This window comes from Pedococcus sp. P2_A3, from assembly GCF_056405035.1.
Genome location: NZ_JBFUCW010000034.1, coordinates 1 through 14,821, shown reverse-complemented (window position 1 = coordinate 14,821; position 14,821 = coordinate 1). Strand labels below are relative to the sequence as shown.

16 protein-coding genes are annotated in these 14,821 nt (G+C 72.3%); 11 read left to right on the top strand and 5 right to left on the bottom strand.

From position 1 onward, the window contains the following. The first annotated feature begins 33 nt into the window (after positions 1–33). Positions 34–369, top strand: coding sequence for a hypothetical protein (locus tag AC1DX8_RS19925; RefSeq protein ID WP_477631693.1), 336 nt, complete (start codon positions 34–36; stop codon positions 367–369). A gap of 122 nt (positions 370–491) precedes the next feature. Then, positions 492–698, top strand: a complete 207-nt coding sequence (locus tag AC1DX8_RS19920; RefSeq protein WP_477631692.1) for a DUF5302 domain-containing protein — start codon at positions 492–494, stop codon at positions 696–698. A 178-nt stretch (positions 699–876) separates the two neighbouring features. On the opposite strand, the gene AC1DX8_RS19915 is transcribed toward AC1DX8_RS19920, so the two are convergent. Next, complete coding sequence (locus AC1DX8_RS19915) at positions 877–2,379, bottom strand: leucyl aminopeptidase (protein WP_477631691.1); 1,503 nt, start codon at positions 2,377–2,379, stop codon at positions 877–879. Positions 2,380–2,472: 93 nt separating this feature from the next. Between AC1DX8_RS19915 and gcvT the strand changes: the two genes are divergently transcribed. Genes gcvT through AC1DX8_RS19900 form a run of 3 tightly spaced genes read left to right on the top strand, consistent with a single transcriptional unit; the run spans position 2,473 to position 5,077 of the window. Then, complete coding sequence (gene gcvT, locus AC1DX8_RS19910) at positions 2,473–3,579, top strand: glycine cleavage system aminomethyltransferase GcvT (protein WP_477631690.1); 1,107 nt, start codon at positions 2,473–2,475, stop codon at positions 3,577–3,579. A 41-nt stretch (positions 3,580–3,620) separates the two neighbouring features. After that, on the top strand, positions 3,621–4,115 hold the full coding sequence (locus tag AC1DX8_RS19905) for an OsmC family protein (RefSeq protein ID WP_477631689.1): 495 nt from the start codon (positions 3,621–3,623) through the stop codon (positions 4,113–4,115). 50 nt (positions 4,116–4,165) lie between these two features. Then, a complete protein-coding gene (locus tag AC1DX8_RS19900) occupies positions 4,166–5,077 on the top strand; it encodes an LLM class flavin-dependent oxidoreductase (RefSeq protein ID WP_477631688.1) in 912 nt (303 codons plus the stop codon). On the opposite strand, the gene AC1DX8_RS19895 is transcribed toward AC1DX8_RS19900, so the two are convergent. Then, on the bottom strand, positions 5,064–6,833 hold the full coding sequence (locus AC1DX8_RS19895; RefSeq protein ID WP_477631687.1) for an ABC transporter ATP-binding protein: 1,770 nt from the start codon (positions 6,831–6,833) through the stop codon (positions 5,064–5,066). The genes AC1DX8_RS19900 and AC1DX8_RS19895 overlap by 14 nt on opposite strands. A 23-nt stretch (positions 6,834–6,856) precedes the next feature. On the opposite strand from AC1DX8_RS19895, the gene AC1DX8_RS19890 reads away from it, so the two are divergent. Continuing rightward, positions 6,857–7,072 (top strand): hypothetical protein, encoded by a 216-nt coding sequence (locus tag AC1DX8_RS19890; RefSeq protein ID WP_477631686.1) that lies wholly within the window; start codon positions 6,857–6,859, stop codon positions 7,070–7,072. 16 nt (positions 7,073–7,088) lie between these two features. On the opposite strand, the gene AC1DX8_RS19885 is transcribed toward AC1DX8_RS19890, so the two are convergent. After that, positions 7,089–7,670: a DUF3043 domain-containing protein gene (locus AC1DX8_RS19885; RefSeq protein WP_477631685.1), complete on the bottom strand. Its 582-nt coding sequence runs from the start codon at positions 7,668–7,670 to the stop codon at positions 7,089–7,091. 150 nt (positions 7,671–7,820) lie between these two features. On the opposite strand from AC1DX8_RS19885, the gene AC1DX8_RS19880 reads away from it, so the two are divergent. From AC1DX8_RS19880 to AC1DX8_RS19870, 3 genes are read left to right on the top strand one after another with little or no spacing between them, the layout of a single operon-like run. Continuing rightward, positions 7,821–9,185: a M20/M25/M40 family metallo-hydrolase gene (locus AC1DX8_RS19880; RefSeq protein WP_477631684.1), complete on the top strand. Its 1,365-nt coding sequence runs from the start codon at positions 7,821–7,823 to the stop codon at positions 9,183–9,185. Continuing rightward, entirely contained in the window at positions 9,182–10,567 is a 1,386-nt protein-coding gene (locus tag AC1DX8_RS19875; RefSeq protein WP_477631683.1) for a GH1 family beta-glucosidase, read from the top strand. The genes AC1DX8_RS19880 and AC1DX8_RS19875 overlap by 4 nt, the downstream gene beginning before the upstream one ends. After that, positions 10,564–11,814 carry a saccharopine dehydrogenase family protein gene (locus AC1DX8_RS19870; protein ID WP_477631682.1) on the top strand — a complete coding sequence of 417 codons (1,251 nt, stop codon included), beginning with the start codon at positions 10,564–10,566 and terminating at the stop codon, positions 11,812–11,814. The genes AC1DX8_RS19875 and AC1DX8_RS19870 overlap by 4 nt, the downstream gene beginning before the upstream one ends. A gap of 227 nt (positions 11,815–12,041) precedes the next feature. Here the strand turns inward: AC1DX8_RS19870 and nadA are convergent, their stop codons facing one another. After that, positions 12,042–13,244, bottom strand: a complete 1,203-nt coding sequence (nadA, locus tag AC1DX8_RS19865) for a quinolinate synthase NadA (protein WP_477631681.1) — start codon at positions 13,242–13,244, stop codon at positions 12,042–12,044. Positions 13,245–13,303: 59 nt separating this feature from the next. Here nadA and AC1DX8_RS19860 point away from each other — a divergent pair, with 59 nt between their 5' ends. Beyond that, complete coding sequence (locus AC1DX8_RS19860; protein WP_477631680.1) at positions 13,304–14,083, top strand: maleylpyruvate isomerase N-terminal domain-containing protein; 780 nt, start codon at positions 13,304–13,306, stop codon at positions 14,081–14,083. Between the two features lie 10 nt (positions 14,084–14,093). Here the strand turns inward: AC1DX8_RS19860 and AC1DX8_RS19855 are convergent, their stop codons facing one another. Then, entirely contained in the window at positions 14,094–14,315 is a 222-nt protein-coding gene (locus tag AC1DX8_RS19855) for a hypothetical protein (RefSeq protein WP_477631679.1), read from the bottom strand. Between the two features lie 128 nt (positions 14,316–14,443). Here AC1DX8_RS19855 and AC1DX8_RS19850 point away from each other — a divergent pair. Then, on the top strand, positions 14,444–14,821 hold a 378-nt coding region (locus AC1DX8_RS19850; RefSeq protein ID WP_477631678.1), incomplete at its 3' end, for a glycerate kinase.

Genomic DNA, 14,821 nt, shown 5'->3' with positions numbered 1-14,821 from the left:
GGATCACCAGAGACGTCCCCGTATCGTTGGGCCATGGCGTGGTGGAAAAGGAGCGGCAAGCGCTCCACCAAGGGTCCCTCCGACGGACCCAACATGGCGGTGGACCAGCAGGCGGTCCGCAAGCACCTCACCGAGTTCGCGCGCAGCCGGCGCGGCGTCGAGGCGTACGTCGAGCCTCCCACCAACGTCACGGCGACCACCGTCATCCTCATCGCCCACGACGGTGAGTGGACTCGTCGGGCGGCCGGCTCACGCGACTCCGCGTTCGACCTGGCCCGGAGCCTGGAGGTGCCCGTCTACGACGTGCTCCAGACCGGCTACCCCAACCGGATGCGCGAGTGGAACTCGCGCCAGCGCAAGAAGCCCTGACGGTATGCCGCGCGGCCGACGCGCCGGGTTATCGGCTGGTGTGCGGCGGTGGGGGATGCGAGGGTGGAACACACAGACCCGCGGGCCGCACGGCACGTCCGCACCGAGGAGCAGGAGGCACCATGGCCAAGTCCGGTGAAGGGAAGAAGCCAGGGGGACAGGGGCCGAGCGAGGACGTCAAGCGCAAGTTCCGCGAAGCCCTCGAGAAGAAGCAGTCGCACGCGGGACGCGACGTCTCCGACGACTCCGAGCACGGCAAGGTCGACCATGCCCAGGCTGCCGCCACGACGGCGACCCAGCAGATGTTCCGGCGCAAGAGCGGTGGCTGAGTGGCCACCCAGCACCTGAGCTGAACCCAGCACCGAGGTCGGTGCACCAGAGGGGCCCGTCCGGTTCGGACGGGCCCCTCAGTCATGGCGCAGTCAGCACTTCTGGCCACTCATGCCCCACGACACCGGCGATCCGGGCGCTCGGTGCCGCACCGGTGGCCAGAAGTGGCGGGATGCGTCAGCCGGCGTAGCCCTCCACGAGGGACAGCAGGGTGCCGACGCCGTAGCCGGTGCCGCCCTTGGGGGTGTAGCCCCAGCCCGAGCCCTCGTTGAAGGACGGCCCCGCGATGTCCACGTGGGCCCAGGGCGTGCCCTCGGTGACGAACTCCTTCAGGAACAGGCCGGCGGTGAGCATGCCGCCCCAGCGCTCGCCCTTGTGGGCGAGGTCGGCCACGGCCGAGTCGAGCTGGCTGCGCAGGTCGGTCGGCAGCGGCATCGGCCAGGCAGCCTCGCCAGCGGCATCCGCGGCGGCGCGCACGCGGTCGCGGAAGGCGTCCTCGTTGGCCATGATGCCGGCGACGCGACCGCCCAGGGCGACCATCTGCGCTCCCGTCAGGGTGGCGATGTCGACGATGGCGTCGGGCTTGGCCTCACCCGCGAGGCAGATGCCGTCACCGAGGACCATCCGTCCCTCGGCATCGGTGTCGAGGATCTCGACGGTCGTGCCGTTGCGCATCGTCACGACGTCGCTCGGGCGCTGGGCGGTGCCGCTCGGCATGTTCTCGGCGAGGCAGAGGTAGCCGGTGACCTTCACCGGCACCCCGAGCTCGGCCGCGGCGAAGACGGTCGCGGCGACGGCGGCGGCCCCGGCCATGTCGGACTTCATGGTGAGCATGCCGCTGGCCGGCTTGATGTTGAGACCGCCGGAGTCGAACGTGATGCCCTTGCCCACCAGGGCGACGGATCCCTGGGCCTTCGGCGGGTTCCACGTGAGGGTGACCATCCGCGGCGGGTTCACGGAGCCCTGGCCCACCCCGACGATGCCGCCGAAGCCACCCTTCTGGAGGGCGACCTCGTCGAGCACCTTGATGCTGACCTTGGCACTCGCCGCAGTGCTGCGGGCCTTGACCGAGTCGGCGAACGACTGCGGGAAGAGCTGGTTCGGGGGAGTGTTCACGAGGTCGCGCGCGTAGGCCTTGGCGTCGGCGAGGACCGCGGCGCGGGTGGCGGCGGCCTTGACCGGCTTGAGCCGGGCGCCGGAGGTGACCACGGTGACGGCGGTGACGCCCTTGCCGGGCTTCGCGCTGGGACCACGCACCCCGGCATACCGGTAGGCGCCGAGGGCGGCTCCCTCTGCGACGGCGCCGACGGACTCGGCACCGGTCGTGGGGAGGGCGAGCGCGACCCGGGCGGCGTTCTTGAGCGACCGGGTGGCGGCCCCCGCGGCGCGACGCAGGACTTCGTGGTCGAAGGACGTGGTGCGACCCGTGGCCTTGCCGAGCCCGGTCAGCACGACGCGCGTGGCGGCGACCCCGGGCACAGCGGCGATGGTCACGACCTCCTCCGCCGCGCCGGTCGCCTGCAGCGCGGCGAGCTGGGCGGCAACATGGGCCGCGGCGCCACGGGGCAGCCCGTGCCCGGCGGCGAGTACGGCCTTGCCGTCGGTGTCGACCGTGGCGAGGACGAGGGCGTCCACCTTGAGGTCGTGGGCGGGGCGGTCGGACACGTTGACGGTGGTCACGTAGTCATCCTTCGGGGGTGGGGGGGTGGGCCTGCACAGCGCAGGATAGCCGTGCTGGTGGGGGAGACGGCCCGGGGCGGTAGCGTTCGACGCATGAGCGACGCAGCCCTCAAGACCTCGCCCCTGCACGACCGACACGTGGCCCTCGGAGCCAAGATGGCCGACTTCGGTGGGTGGGAGATGCCGATCGAGTACCCGGGTGGCGGCGTCGTCCGCGAGCACACCGCGGTGCGCACGTCCGTCGGGATCTTCGACGTCTCGCACCTGGGCAAGGCCCGGGTCTCCGGGCCGGGGGCGCGCGACTTCGTGAACTCGTGCCTGGCCAATGACCTCGGTCGGATCCACGAGGGCAAGGCCCAGTACACGTTGTGCTGCACCGAGTCGGGCGGCGTCGTGGACGACCTCATCGCCTACCTGCGCAGCGACGAGGACGTCTTCCTCATCCCCAACGCCGCGAACACCGCACAGGTCGTCGAGCTGCTGGCCGCGGCGGCACCAGAGGGCCTGACCGTCGAGAACCTCCACGAGCAGTACGGCGTGATCGCCGTCCAGGGCACCAAGAGCGACGAGGTCCTCGAGGCGCTCGGCCTGCCCACCGGGCACGAGTACATGTCCTTCGTCGAGACCGACTGGAACGGCCACCCGGTCATCGTCTGCCGCACCGGCTACACCGGTGAGCGCGGCTACGAGCTGGTGCCGGCGTGGGAGGTGTCGGCCCAGCTGTGGGACGCCCTCCTCGAGGCCGCAGCGCCGTTCGACGGACTGCCCTGCGGGCTCGGCGCCCGCGACACCCTGCGCACCGAGATGGGCTACGCGCTGCACGGCAACGAGCTGTCCGTCGACATCACGCCCGTGCAGGCCCGCGTGGGCTGGGCGGTCGGGTGGAAGAAGGAGTCGTTCTGGGGCAAGGACGCGCTGGTCGCGGAGAAGGCAGCCGGCCCTGCGCGGGTGGCGTGGGGGCTGCTCGCCACCGGTCGTGGCATCCCGCGCGCGCACTGCGCAGTGAAGGTCGGTGACGAGGTGGTCGGCGAGGTCACCTCGGGCACCTTCAGCCCGACGCTGAAGAACGGCATCGCCCTCGCCCTGCTGGCGCCGTCGGTCGCCGCGGGTGACGAGGTGGTCATCGACGTGCGCGGGCGCGCGGTGTCCGCGACCGTCGTGCGGCCGCCGTTCGTCGAGGTCGACGTCCGCGAGGACTGAGCCTCCAGCACGGCAGCGCCGATACAGCAGGAGGAGCGGGTATGCCGGGTGCCGACTTCCGTGGCCACACCTACCTCGCGCGGGTGGAGTGGAGCGGTTCGACGGGCGGTGGCTACCGCGCCTACCCGCGCGCCCACACCGCGTGGACCCCACCGGCGACCGAGGGGTTCGACCTCAGCGCCGACCCGCACTTCCGCGGGGACCCCGACCTGCCCAACCCCGAGCAGCTGTTGGTCCTCGCGGCCTCGTCGTGCCAGCTGTTGTCCTTCCTGGCCGTGGCTGCGCGAGCAGGGGTCGACGTGGTGGGTTACGACGACGACGCCAGGGGCGAGATGCCCGACGACGTGGTGCCCCAGCGGATCACCCGCATCGTGCTGAGGCCCCGAGTGCGGGTATCCGGTGGCGGGGGTGGCGCACGGGTCGACGTCGCGACCGTCGAGCGGATGCTGCACGAGGCCCACGAGCAGTGCTACATCGCGAACTCCCTGACGACCGAGGTCGTGGTGGAACCCGTCATCGACGTCCTTGCCGGCTGACGGGCGTTCCCCCAGAGCGCGATGTCGGTGCCGGCTCCTACGGTCGTCGGATGAAGTACGGATTCGTGGTCCCGTTCGCAGATCCGCGCGAGTTCGCGGAGGTGGCAGTCCTGGGTGAGCAGCACGGCTGGGACGCCATCTTCACCTGGGAGAGCCTGTACGGCGAGCACGCCTGGGTCACCCTTGCCGCTGCCGCCGTGCAGACCTCCCGCATCCGGCTCGGCACCCTGCTGACCCCGGCCTCGCGGCACCGCCCGTGGGACCTCGCCTCGATGGTCGGCTCGGTCGACCGGCTCAGCGGCGGCCGCGTCGTGATGTCGGTCGGGCTCGGCGCCCTCCACTCGGGGTGGACCAGGTTCGAGCCCGACGAGGGCCGTGCCGTGCGGGCGCGCAAGCTCGACGAGTCGCTCACGGTCTACCGCGGGTTGCTGTCGGGTGAGTCGTTCACGTTCGACGGCGCCTACTACCCCGTCGGTCCTGAGGGTGGCGACGCGCCCCCGAGCCCCGCGCCCCCGCCCCAGCGGCCCCATCCACCCGTGTGGGTCGTCGGCGCCTACCTGCCGGGGCAGGGGCGCCAGCCCTCGCTCGAGCGCGCGGCCCGCTGGCAGGGCGTCCTGCCGACCGTCGCGGTCCCCGACGCCAAACCCGGCAGCCCGCACCTCACCCTCGACTCCGTCGCCGAGGCGCTGGGAGCCCTGCGCGGGCTGCGAGAGGAGTCGGGTCTGCCGTGGGACGGCTACGACGTCGTCATCGAGGGCGACAGCACGGGTGAGTTCGTGAAGTCAGCAGGCACTCCGGCCGAGTGGGAGGGCATCGGGGCCACGTGGTGGGTCGAGAGCTGGTGGAGCGTGCAGCCCGGCGCCGAGGGCTTGGCCGAGATCCGGCGCCGGGTCGAGTCCGGCCCGCCCGGGAGGCCCGCCGCCGGCGATCCGTTCACGTCCGGTCCGGTCACCGGGGCGTGAGCGCCGCCATCGCATCGGGCGGGAGCGCCGCCACGACCTCCGACACACGCAGGAAGGGCAACGGCTGCATCACCTTGGCGACCTGGGGTGCGAACGCGGGGGAGTCAGCGAGCACCTGCGGCGCCGGACCGTCGGCGACGACCTCACCCTCGGCGAGGACCACCACCCGGGTGGCGACCTCCGCCGCGAGCTCGACGTCGTGGGTGGCGACGACGAGCGCGTGGCCTTGGGCGGCGCGCTCGGCGAGCAGGGTGGCGAGCCGGGCCTTGGCGGCATAGTCGAGACCGCGCGTGGGTTCGTCGAGCAGGCCCAGCTGCGGCGCCCGCGCCAGGACCAGGCTCAGGGCGACGCACATCCGCTGACCCTCCGAGAGGTCTGCGGTCGAGGGGGCGTCTAGTCTCTCCACAGCGAGGTCGGGCGCGAGCCGCTCGAGGAGCGCCTTGGTCGTGTCGACGGCCAACCCGTGCGTGGCGTCATGACCCGCCAGCTGCGCGGCGAGGGGGCTGTCGGTCAGCAGGTCGCCGGGGTCCTGCGGAGCCAGGCCGCGGGTGCCGGCGACGGCGACCCGGCCAGACGTCGGCGTCAGGGACCCGTCGAGGGTGCGCAGGAGGGTCGACTTGCCGGAGCCGTTGCGGCCCATCAGCGCGACCACCTCGCCCGGCTCGACCCGGAGGTCCACGTGGCGCAGCGCGACCACCGTGTCCCGCACCACGCTGAGCCGTCGTGCGTCCACGAGCGGTACCCGGACGCCGGTGCCGGTGATCGGCGGCGACGTGGCCGGGCCACGGGCCGAACCAGGGGCAGGGCTGGTGGGAGAAATGGGGGCAGGGCTGGTGTGAGAACCGCTGGGAGAACCGACGGCAGGACCGGTCGCGGGACCCAGCCCACCGGCTGCTGATCCCTCGGCTGCTGCTGCCTCGGCTGCTGATCCGTCGGCCGGGGGGCCGAGGAGGGTCCGCAGCGCGCGCGCTGACCGCCGAGCGTCGCGGACCGAGAGCGCGACGCGTTCCCACCCGAGCCGCAGCCCCAGTTCGACCACAGGTGGGTGCAGGGCGGAGTCCGCCATGGCCGCCGCCGGGTCGAGCGGACCGCGGACGCGTCCGGCATCCACCAGGACGACCGCGTCGGCGTGGTGGACGACTCGTTCGAGCCGGTGCTCGGCGACCACGACGGTGGTGCCGACGTCGTGCACGAGGCGGTGCAGGATGGCCAGCACCTCCTCGGCGGCGACCGGGTCCAGTGCTGAGGTGGGCTCGTCGAGCACCAGCACCCGCGGCCCGGCGACGATCGCGGCCCCGATCGCCACGCGCTGCTGCTGACCGCCCGACAGCTCGCCGAGCGGCCGGGCTCGGAGGTCGGCGATCCCGAGCAGGTCGAGGGTCTCCTCGACCTGGCGCTGTCCGGCATGGGGGTCGGCGTCGCGAGCCCGCACGCCGGCGGCGATGGCCGACTCCACGGTGCCTGTGGCCAGGACGCGGGCGGGGTCCTGGGGCACGAGGCCGACGAGCGGTCGGTCGCCGGCCGGGGCGGGTGAGTGCAGGTCGGCGCCGTCGACGAGGACTCGCCCGACGAGCCGGGCGGTCCCCCCTGGCGCAGCCTTGGTCAGGTCGGCGTCCAGGCAGCGCAGCAGCGAGGTCTTGCCCGAACCGGTCGGTCCGACGACGAGGAGCAGCTCACCCTCGGGGACCGTGAAGGTGACGTCGCTCAGGACGCGCTGCCCGGCATACGCGAGGGTCACGCCCTCGAACTCGATCACGGTGCGAACCCTAGAGTGGGGGGATGAGCGATGCGTGGACGTGGACCTACCTCGACGCCGACGGTGCGGAGATGAGCGGCGAGGGTCTGGCGACGACCGCCTTCCCGTCGCAGTCCGACGCCGAGAACTGGTTCGGCGAGTCGTGGCACGAGCTGACCGACCTCGGCGTGGACGCCGTCAACCTGTTCCACGAGGGGCGCCGGGTCTACGGGCCGATGAGCCTGCGAGCGGCGGAATAGCCCGACCAGCCCGCCCTCAGACCGGGTACTCGCCGCGCTTGGCGAGCGCACGCGGCATCCGGGAGCGACGGATCTGGAACCCGCGCATCACGGCGTACATCGCGAGCCCTCGGCCCACCTTGTCCTCACCGAACTTGGCGATGAGCTTGGCCTTGAGCCGACGCCACATGAGGAAGCCGTCGATCGCGGCGGCCAGCAGGAGCACGTAGACGCCGATCGACACGATGGCGAACACGGCGGGGACGCGGATGAACGACAGCGCAAGCACGACGATCATCACCGGCAGCATGAACTCACCGAAGTTCCAGCGGGCGTCGACGTAGTCGCGGATGTAGCGGCGGACTGGTCCCTTGTCGCGCGCGGGGAGGTGGGCGTCGTCGCCGGTGACCATCGCGGCGCGCTGCTTCAGCTGGGCCTCGCGACGCTTGTCGCGGTCGACGCTGCGAGCGGCCTTGCGGTCGGTCACGACCAAGGGGCGGCGGTTCGCTGCCTCCTGGTCCCGGCGCTTGGGCGTGGGCCGGTTCTTGGCGCCCTCGCGGGGCGCAGTCGCGACCGTCTCGGCCTGCTGCTCGTTCAGGGTCTTGTTGCGTCCAAACACAAGGCCCACTGTATGCCGTGGCGGCACCTTCCCCTGAATCCCCGGCAGCGGCCGCGGCAGGAGGGCCCGTGCACTGCCGTCGTCGCCGCCCCACTGGTCCGCGGTCGTGGGGGACGAACCGGACTTCCCCACCCGTTAGGCTTCCCGACCGTGACTGACGACGTGCTGACCGCCGACCAGATCTCCGCCCTCAAGGACACCGTTGCGGGCCTCATGCCGGGCCTGCGCCAGGACCTCGAGGACCTCACCCGCATCCCGAGCGTGAGCCTCGACGCGTTCGACCAGGCGCACGTGGAGGCGAGCGCCGAGGCGACCGCCGCCCTCCTGCGTGCCGAGGGGCTCGACGTCGAGATCGTCCGCGAGGGCGGCCGCCCGGCCGTCATCGGGCACATCGACGGGCCTGTCGGTGCACCCACGGTCATGCTCTACGCCCACCACGACGTGCAGCCCCCCGGCGACGACAAGGACTGGGACAGCGCACCCTTCGAGCCGACCGAGCGCGACGGCCGGCTCTACGGTCGCGGCGCTGCTGACGACAAGGCCGGGATCATGGCGCACCTCGCCGCCCTGCGGGCCCACGCCGGCGCGCTCCCGGTCGGGGTGACGGTCTTCGTCGAGGGTGAGGAGGAGATCGGCTCCGACTCCCTGCCGACCCTGTTGGAGAAGCACGGCGAGAAGCTGCGCGCCGACGCGATCGTGCTGGCCGACTCCACCAACTGGGCCATCGGCGAGCCCGCGCTCACGACCACGCTGCGCGGCATGATCCGCGTCGTCGTGACCGTCACGACCCTCGACCACGGGGTGCACTCGGGCATGTTCGGCGGTGCGGTCCCTGACGCCCTCATGCCGCTCATCCGCATCCTCGCCAGCCTGCACGACGACGCCGGMGACGTCGCGATCGCCGGCCTCAGGTCGGGCACGGCGAGCGACCTCGACTTCGACGAGGCCCGCCTGCGCGAGGAGTCCGGTCTGCTCGACGGCGTGCAGGTCGTCGGCACCGGAAGCCTCCTTGACCGGATCTGGGCCAAGCCGACCGCGACCGTGATCGGCCTCGACGCGCCTTCCGTGGCGAAGTCATCCAACACGTTGGTGCCGACCGCCAGCGCGAAGGTCTCGATCCGCCTCGCCCCGGACGAGGACCCCCTGGAGGCGTATGCCGCGGTGCAGCGCCACGTCGCGGCCCACACCCCGTGGGGTGCCCGGGTCGAGGTGCACCTCGACGACCAGGGTGCGGGTTTCGACGCCCACGCTGTCGGGCCGGTCTACGACCAGGCGCGGGCGGCCTTCACCGACGCCTGGGGAGTGGAGCCCGTCGACATCGGCGTGGGTGGCTCGATCCCGTTCGTCGCCTCCTTCGCCGCGAAGTTCCCGGACGCGGCGATCCTCGTGACCGGGGTCGAGGACCCGGACACGCGCGCCCACGGCGCCAACGAGTCGCTGCACCTCGGCGAGTTCGAGAAGGTCTGCGTGGCCGAGGCCGTGCTCCTCGCGCGGTTGGGGGCCATGCCCCGGTGACCCAGTTCCCCAGTCTTCCGCAGGACTTCACCTTCGGGGTGGCGTCCGCGGCCTACCAGGTGGAGGGTGCCGTCAACGAGGACGGCCGCGGCCGTTCCGTCTGGGACACCTTCTGCGACCAGCCGGGTGCGATCGCGGGCGGTGCCAGCGGTGCGGTCGCGTGCGACCACTACCACCGCTACCGCGAGGACGTGGAGCTGCTGAAGGTGCTCGGCGTCGACACCTACCGCTTCTCGATCTCGTGGCCGCGGGTCCTGCCCACCGGGTCCGGTGAGGTGAACGCCGCCGGGTTGGACTTCTACGACCGCCTGGTCGACGAGCTGCTCGACGCGGGCATCCAGCCCACGGCGACGCTCTTCCACTGGGACACCCCGCAGGCCCTGGAGGACCGCGGCGGCTGGACCGGGCGCGAGATCACGGAGCACTTCGCGGCATACGCGACCGTGGTCGGCGAGCGGCTCGGTGACCGGGTGGCGCGCTGGATGCCGCTCAACGAGCCCAACGTGGTGACCATGTTGGGCTACGCGATCGGCAACCACGCGCCGGGCCGGACCCTCGGGTTCGAGGCGCTGCCGGTGGCGCACCACCTGCTCCTCGGGCACGGGTTGGCGACGCAGGCGCTGCGCGCGGCCGGCTGTGACCAGATCGGCATCGCGAGCAACCACGCCCCGGTCTGGCCGGCTTCGGAGGACCCGCGGGACGTCGAGGCGGCCCAGCTCTACGACAACCTGTGGAACTGGATGTTCGCCGACCCCGTCCTGCTCGGCCGCTACCCGGTCGCGGGCACCGAGCAGGGCTTCCCCACCTACCGTGACGGTGACCTCGCGACCATCGCCGCGCCGCTCGACTGGTTCGGCATCAACTACTACAACCCGGCGCTCGTGGGTGCGCCCGGGCAGGCGCCAGACAGCTCCCAGCTCGACGGCGCGGAGCTGCCGCCGGGGCTGCCGTTCGAGAACCGCCGCATCGAGGGCTACGACCGCACCGACTTCGACTGGCCGATCGTGCCCGAGGGCCTGGCCCAGGTGGTCCGCGGCTTCCGTGAGCGGTATGCCGAGCAGCTGCCCCCGCTCTACATCACCGAGAGCGGGTGCTCGTTCCACGACGACGACCCCGTCGACGGCAGGGTGGCCGACCCACGCCGGATCGCCTACCACGACGCCCACCTGCGGGCGCTGGGCGACGAGATCCGTGCCGGTGCCGACGTGCGCGGCTACTTCGCGTGGTCGGCCACCGACAACTTCGAGTGGGCGGCGGGCTACGCCGAGCGGTTCGGGCTGGTGCACGTCGACTACCAGACCCAGGTCCGCACGCCCAAGGACTCCTACCACTGGTACCGCGACCTCATCGCGCACACCCGAGCGAACGGAACACCGTCATGAGCCCCACCACCTCCATCCGCACTCACGACGTCGTCGTCTTCGGAGCCACCGGGTTCGTCGGCCGGCTCGTCGCGGCGTACCTCGCCGAGCACGCGCCCGCGGGCACCCGCATCGCCCTGGCAGGGCGCTCCGAACGCCGGCTCGAGGAGGTGCGCTCGGGGCTGCCCGCGGCCGCTCGGGACTGGCCCGTCGTGGTCGCCGACGCCGCCGACCCGGCCTCGCTGCGCGCCCTCGCGGAGTCGACGACGGCCGTCGCCTCGACGGTCGGCCCCTACCTGCGCTACGGCCTGCCCCTCGTCGAGGCCTGCGCCGAAGCGGGCACCCACTACGCGGACCTCACTGGTGAGGTGCTGTTCGTCCGCCGCGCGATCGACGCCGTGGACGCCCGGGCCAAGGAGACCGGTGCGCGGATCGTCACCGCCTGCGGCTACGACTCGATCCCGTCCGACCTCGGGGTGCACCTCCTCCACGAGCGGGCGGTTGCCGACGCCGCCGGCGCCCTCCTGGACACGACCCTGCACGCGAAGTCGAGGGGTGGCCTGAGCGGTGGCACCATCGACTCGTCGCGGGCCCAGCTCGAGGCGGTGGAGCAGGACAAGGCGCTGCGCAAGGTCATCTTCGACGCCTACGCCCTCAGCCCTGACCGCGCGGCCGAACCCGACCTGGGCCAGGAGCGCGACGCGAGCTCGGTGTTCGTGGACGCGCAGACCGGTGACTGGGTGGGGCCGTTCATCATGGCCGGCTTCAACACCAGGATCGTGCGTCGGAGCAACGCGCTGCGTGACCACGCCTACGGTCGTCGGTTCCGCTACCGCGAGGTCAGCGCCTACGGCAAGGGACTGCGGGGTCGCCGTCGGGCCACCGTCTTCACCGGCCTGATGGGTCTCGCCTACGCCGGCATGGCCAACCCCCGCACCCGGCCCATCGTCGACCGCCTCGCGCCCGCACCGGGCGAGGGGCCCAGCGAGCAGGCCCGGCGCGCGGGATGGTTCTCGATGAAGATCCGGACCACGACGGAGACCGGGCGCCGCTACGTCGCCACGGTGGCCGCGCAGGGCGACCCCGGGTATGCCGCCACGGCCGTCATGCTCGGCGAGTCTGCGCTGTGCCTCGCGCTGGACGGGCCGGCCCTCCCGGACGCCGCAGGAGTCCTCACGCCGTCGACCGCGATGGGCGACGCCCTGGTGGAACGGCTCCGTGCCCAGGACTTCACGCTGACCGTGGACGAACTGCCCGACCGCCCCTGAACTCGGTCGGGGCAGCTCGCCCACGGCGGGTGTGGCCGGTCCCCATCGGGACCCGCCACACCTCTCCGCCGCTCGGACTGACCGAGCACGTCGAGACCTGCACATCACGACCGCGGATCGCCACACCACATCGTGCGAATCCTCAAGTGTGGGTGCAGTCGCCTGCGGTTGACCTCCGTCAGAAGGACTAGTCACACCCGACGACCGGGCGTGCGATCGTCGACCGATCAGTCCCTGTGGGTCTCTCCCGGGAGGGCCAGCATCTGGTCGAGTGCCACGCGGGCGTGGTGGGCCACGTCGGGGTCGACGCGGATCGGGTTGACGATGCGGCCGGCGACCAGCGACTCGAGCGTCCACACCAGGTGGGGCAGGTCGATGCGGTTCATCGTGGAGCAGTAGCAGACGTTCTTCTCGAGGAACGAGATCTGCTGCTCGGGGAACTGGGCGGCGAGTCGACGCACGAGGTTGAGCTCCGTGCCGACGACCCACTTGGTGCCCGCGGGTGCCGCGGCGATGGTCTTGATGATCTTCTCCGTCGAGCCCACCTCGTCGGCCGCCTCCACGACCTCGTGCTGGCACTCGGGGTGCACGATCACCTTCACGTCGGGGATCTCGCGCCTGGCCTGGTCGACGGCCGCCAGGCTGAAGCGCCCGTGCACCGAGCAGTGGCCCCGCCACAGGATCATCGTGGCGTCCTCGAGCTCCTGCCGGGTCAGGCCGCCCATGGGCTTGTGCGGGTCGAACACCACGCAGCCGTCCAGGGCGCCGCCCAGCTCGCGGACGTACGTGTTGCGGCCGAGGTGCTGGTCGGGGAGGAAGAGCACCTTGCCGCCCTCGCCCGCCTGCTCCAGCGCCCACGTGAGCGCCGTGCGGGCATTGGACGAGGTGCAGATGGTGCCGCCGTGGCGGCCGGTGAAGGCCTTGATCGCCGCAGCGGAGTTCATGTACGTGACCGGTATGGTCCGGTCGGCGACCCCGGCCTCGACGAGGTCGTCCCACGCATCCTCGACCTGGCGGATCGCGGCCATGTCGGCCATCGAGCAGCCGGCGGCGAGGTCCGGCAGGATCACGGTCTGCTCGTCACTCGTGAGGATGTCTGCCGACTCGGCCATGAAGTGCACGCCACAGAACACGATGTACGGCGCGTCCGGTCGGGCGGCGGCGTCCTTGGCCAGCTTGAAGGAGTCACCCGTCACATCGGCGAACTCGATGACCTCGTCGCGCTGGTAGTGGTGCCCCAGCACGAAGACCCGGTCGCCGAGTGCTGCCTTGGCTGCGCGGGCACGCTCGACCAGCCCGGGGTCGGAGGGCGCCGGCAGGTCGCCCGGGCACTCCACGCCGCGCTCGGTGTGCAGGTCGGTGCCACGACCGAGGACGAGCAGCGGGAGGGGGGAGGGACGGGGGTCCGTATGCGTCACGGGGGTGCTCACGTGCCGATCGTATGCCGTGCCGTGGGTGGTCCCGCGCGACCCCGGCTAGGGTCGCGGCCATGGACGACGACCACGCGCTGGCCGCGCTGCGCACGGCGACGTCGAGGATGCTCGCCACCGTCCGCACCGCCGACCCCGGAGCAGCGGTGCCCGCCTGCCCCGGCTGGGTGGTGACCGACCTCGTGGACCACCTCGGGCGGGTGCACCTCTGGGCGGCGCACAGCGCCCGCGAGGGAGCACCCCCTGACCTCTACCCGCGTCGCGACCGCGACCAGCCCCTCCCGGACTGGTATGCCGCCTGTGCCGACACCATCGTGGCCACCCTCGAGGCGCTGCCCCCGGACCATCCCTCGTGGAGCTTCTCGGCGAACCCGGCGCACGCGACCGCGAGGTTCTGGCGACGGCGCCAGTTCCACGAGACCACGGTCCACCACGTCGACGCCCTGCAGGCCGCGGGTCGGCTGCCTGTCACCGGACCCGTGGGGGAGGTGCCGGGACTCACGCCCCAGGACGCGGCCGACGGCGTGGCGGAGGTGTTCGAGGTGATGGCCCCTCGCAGCCTGGTCCGTCACGCCGAGCTCCCACCCTTGCACGTGATACCGGCGCCCACGCCGATCGCATTCTCCTGCACCGACATCGATGCGTCGTGGACCGTGCGGGTGGTCGACGGAGCCGTCGTCCTCGTCGACGGCGTGGCGCCGGGAGCGGTCGCCGGCGTCAGTGGACCCGCGACCCAGCTCTACCTGGCGCTGTGGCACCGAGCCGACCCTGCCGAGCTCTCGGCAGACGGCGACGAACCGGCCGCCCGCCGGCTGCTCGGAGCGGCCCTGGTGCCCTAGGTGCGCTGACCTAGAGGGGGTGGATCTTGCTGCTCGACATGGCCACGCTGACGGTGTTCTCACCGAAGCGCACGTGGATCCGGTCGCCAGTCACCCTCACCACCGACCCGAGCCCGTGCCGGTCGTGGGTGACCCTGTCGTTGACGGCGAAGTCCGGGATCTCCGGGACCTCGGCGGCGCGGAAGGGGCTGTTGGGCAGATGGGGCTTCTTGGCGGGCTGACGGGGGCGCATCTGTCTAGTGTGGACCTGTTTGCCGCCCCCCGCCTCCACCGCGCCGTGCATTTGCGCTCAATCCGTGCTCAACGGGGGCGAATTTAGTCCTCCGCAGCCGCCCACACGAGGACTGGAAGGATGGACCCGTGCACGTCGTCATCGCGCCGGACTGCTTCACCGGCACCCTCACCGCCCAGCAGGCCGCGCAAGCCATGGCGCAGGGGTGGTCCGCCAGCGCCCCCCACGACCTGCTGACCCTCCGTCCCCTGTCCGACGGTGGCCCGGGCTTCCTCGACGTCCTCGCCGGGGCGCTGCCCGACGCGCAGACCCTTGCGGTCACGGTCACCGACCCCCTCGGACGTGAGGTGCCCGCGGCGCTCCTGGTGGTCGAGCAGGCCGGTCGCCGCACGGCATACCTCGAGTCGGCCCAGGCCGCYGGGCTCCACCTGCTCGCTGCYGACGAACGCAACCCGGCCCTCACGAGCACGTGGGGGGTGGGCCAGCTGCTCGAGGCAGCCCTCGCC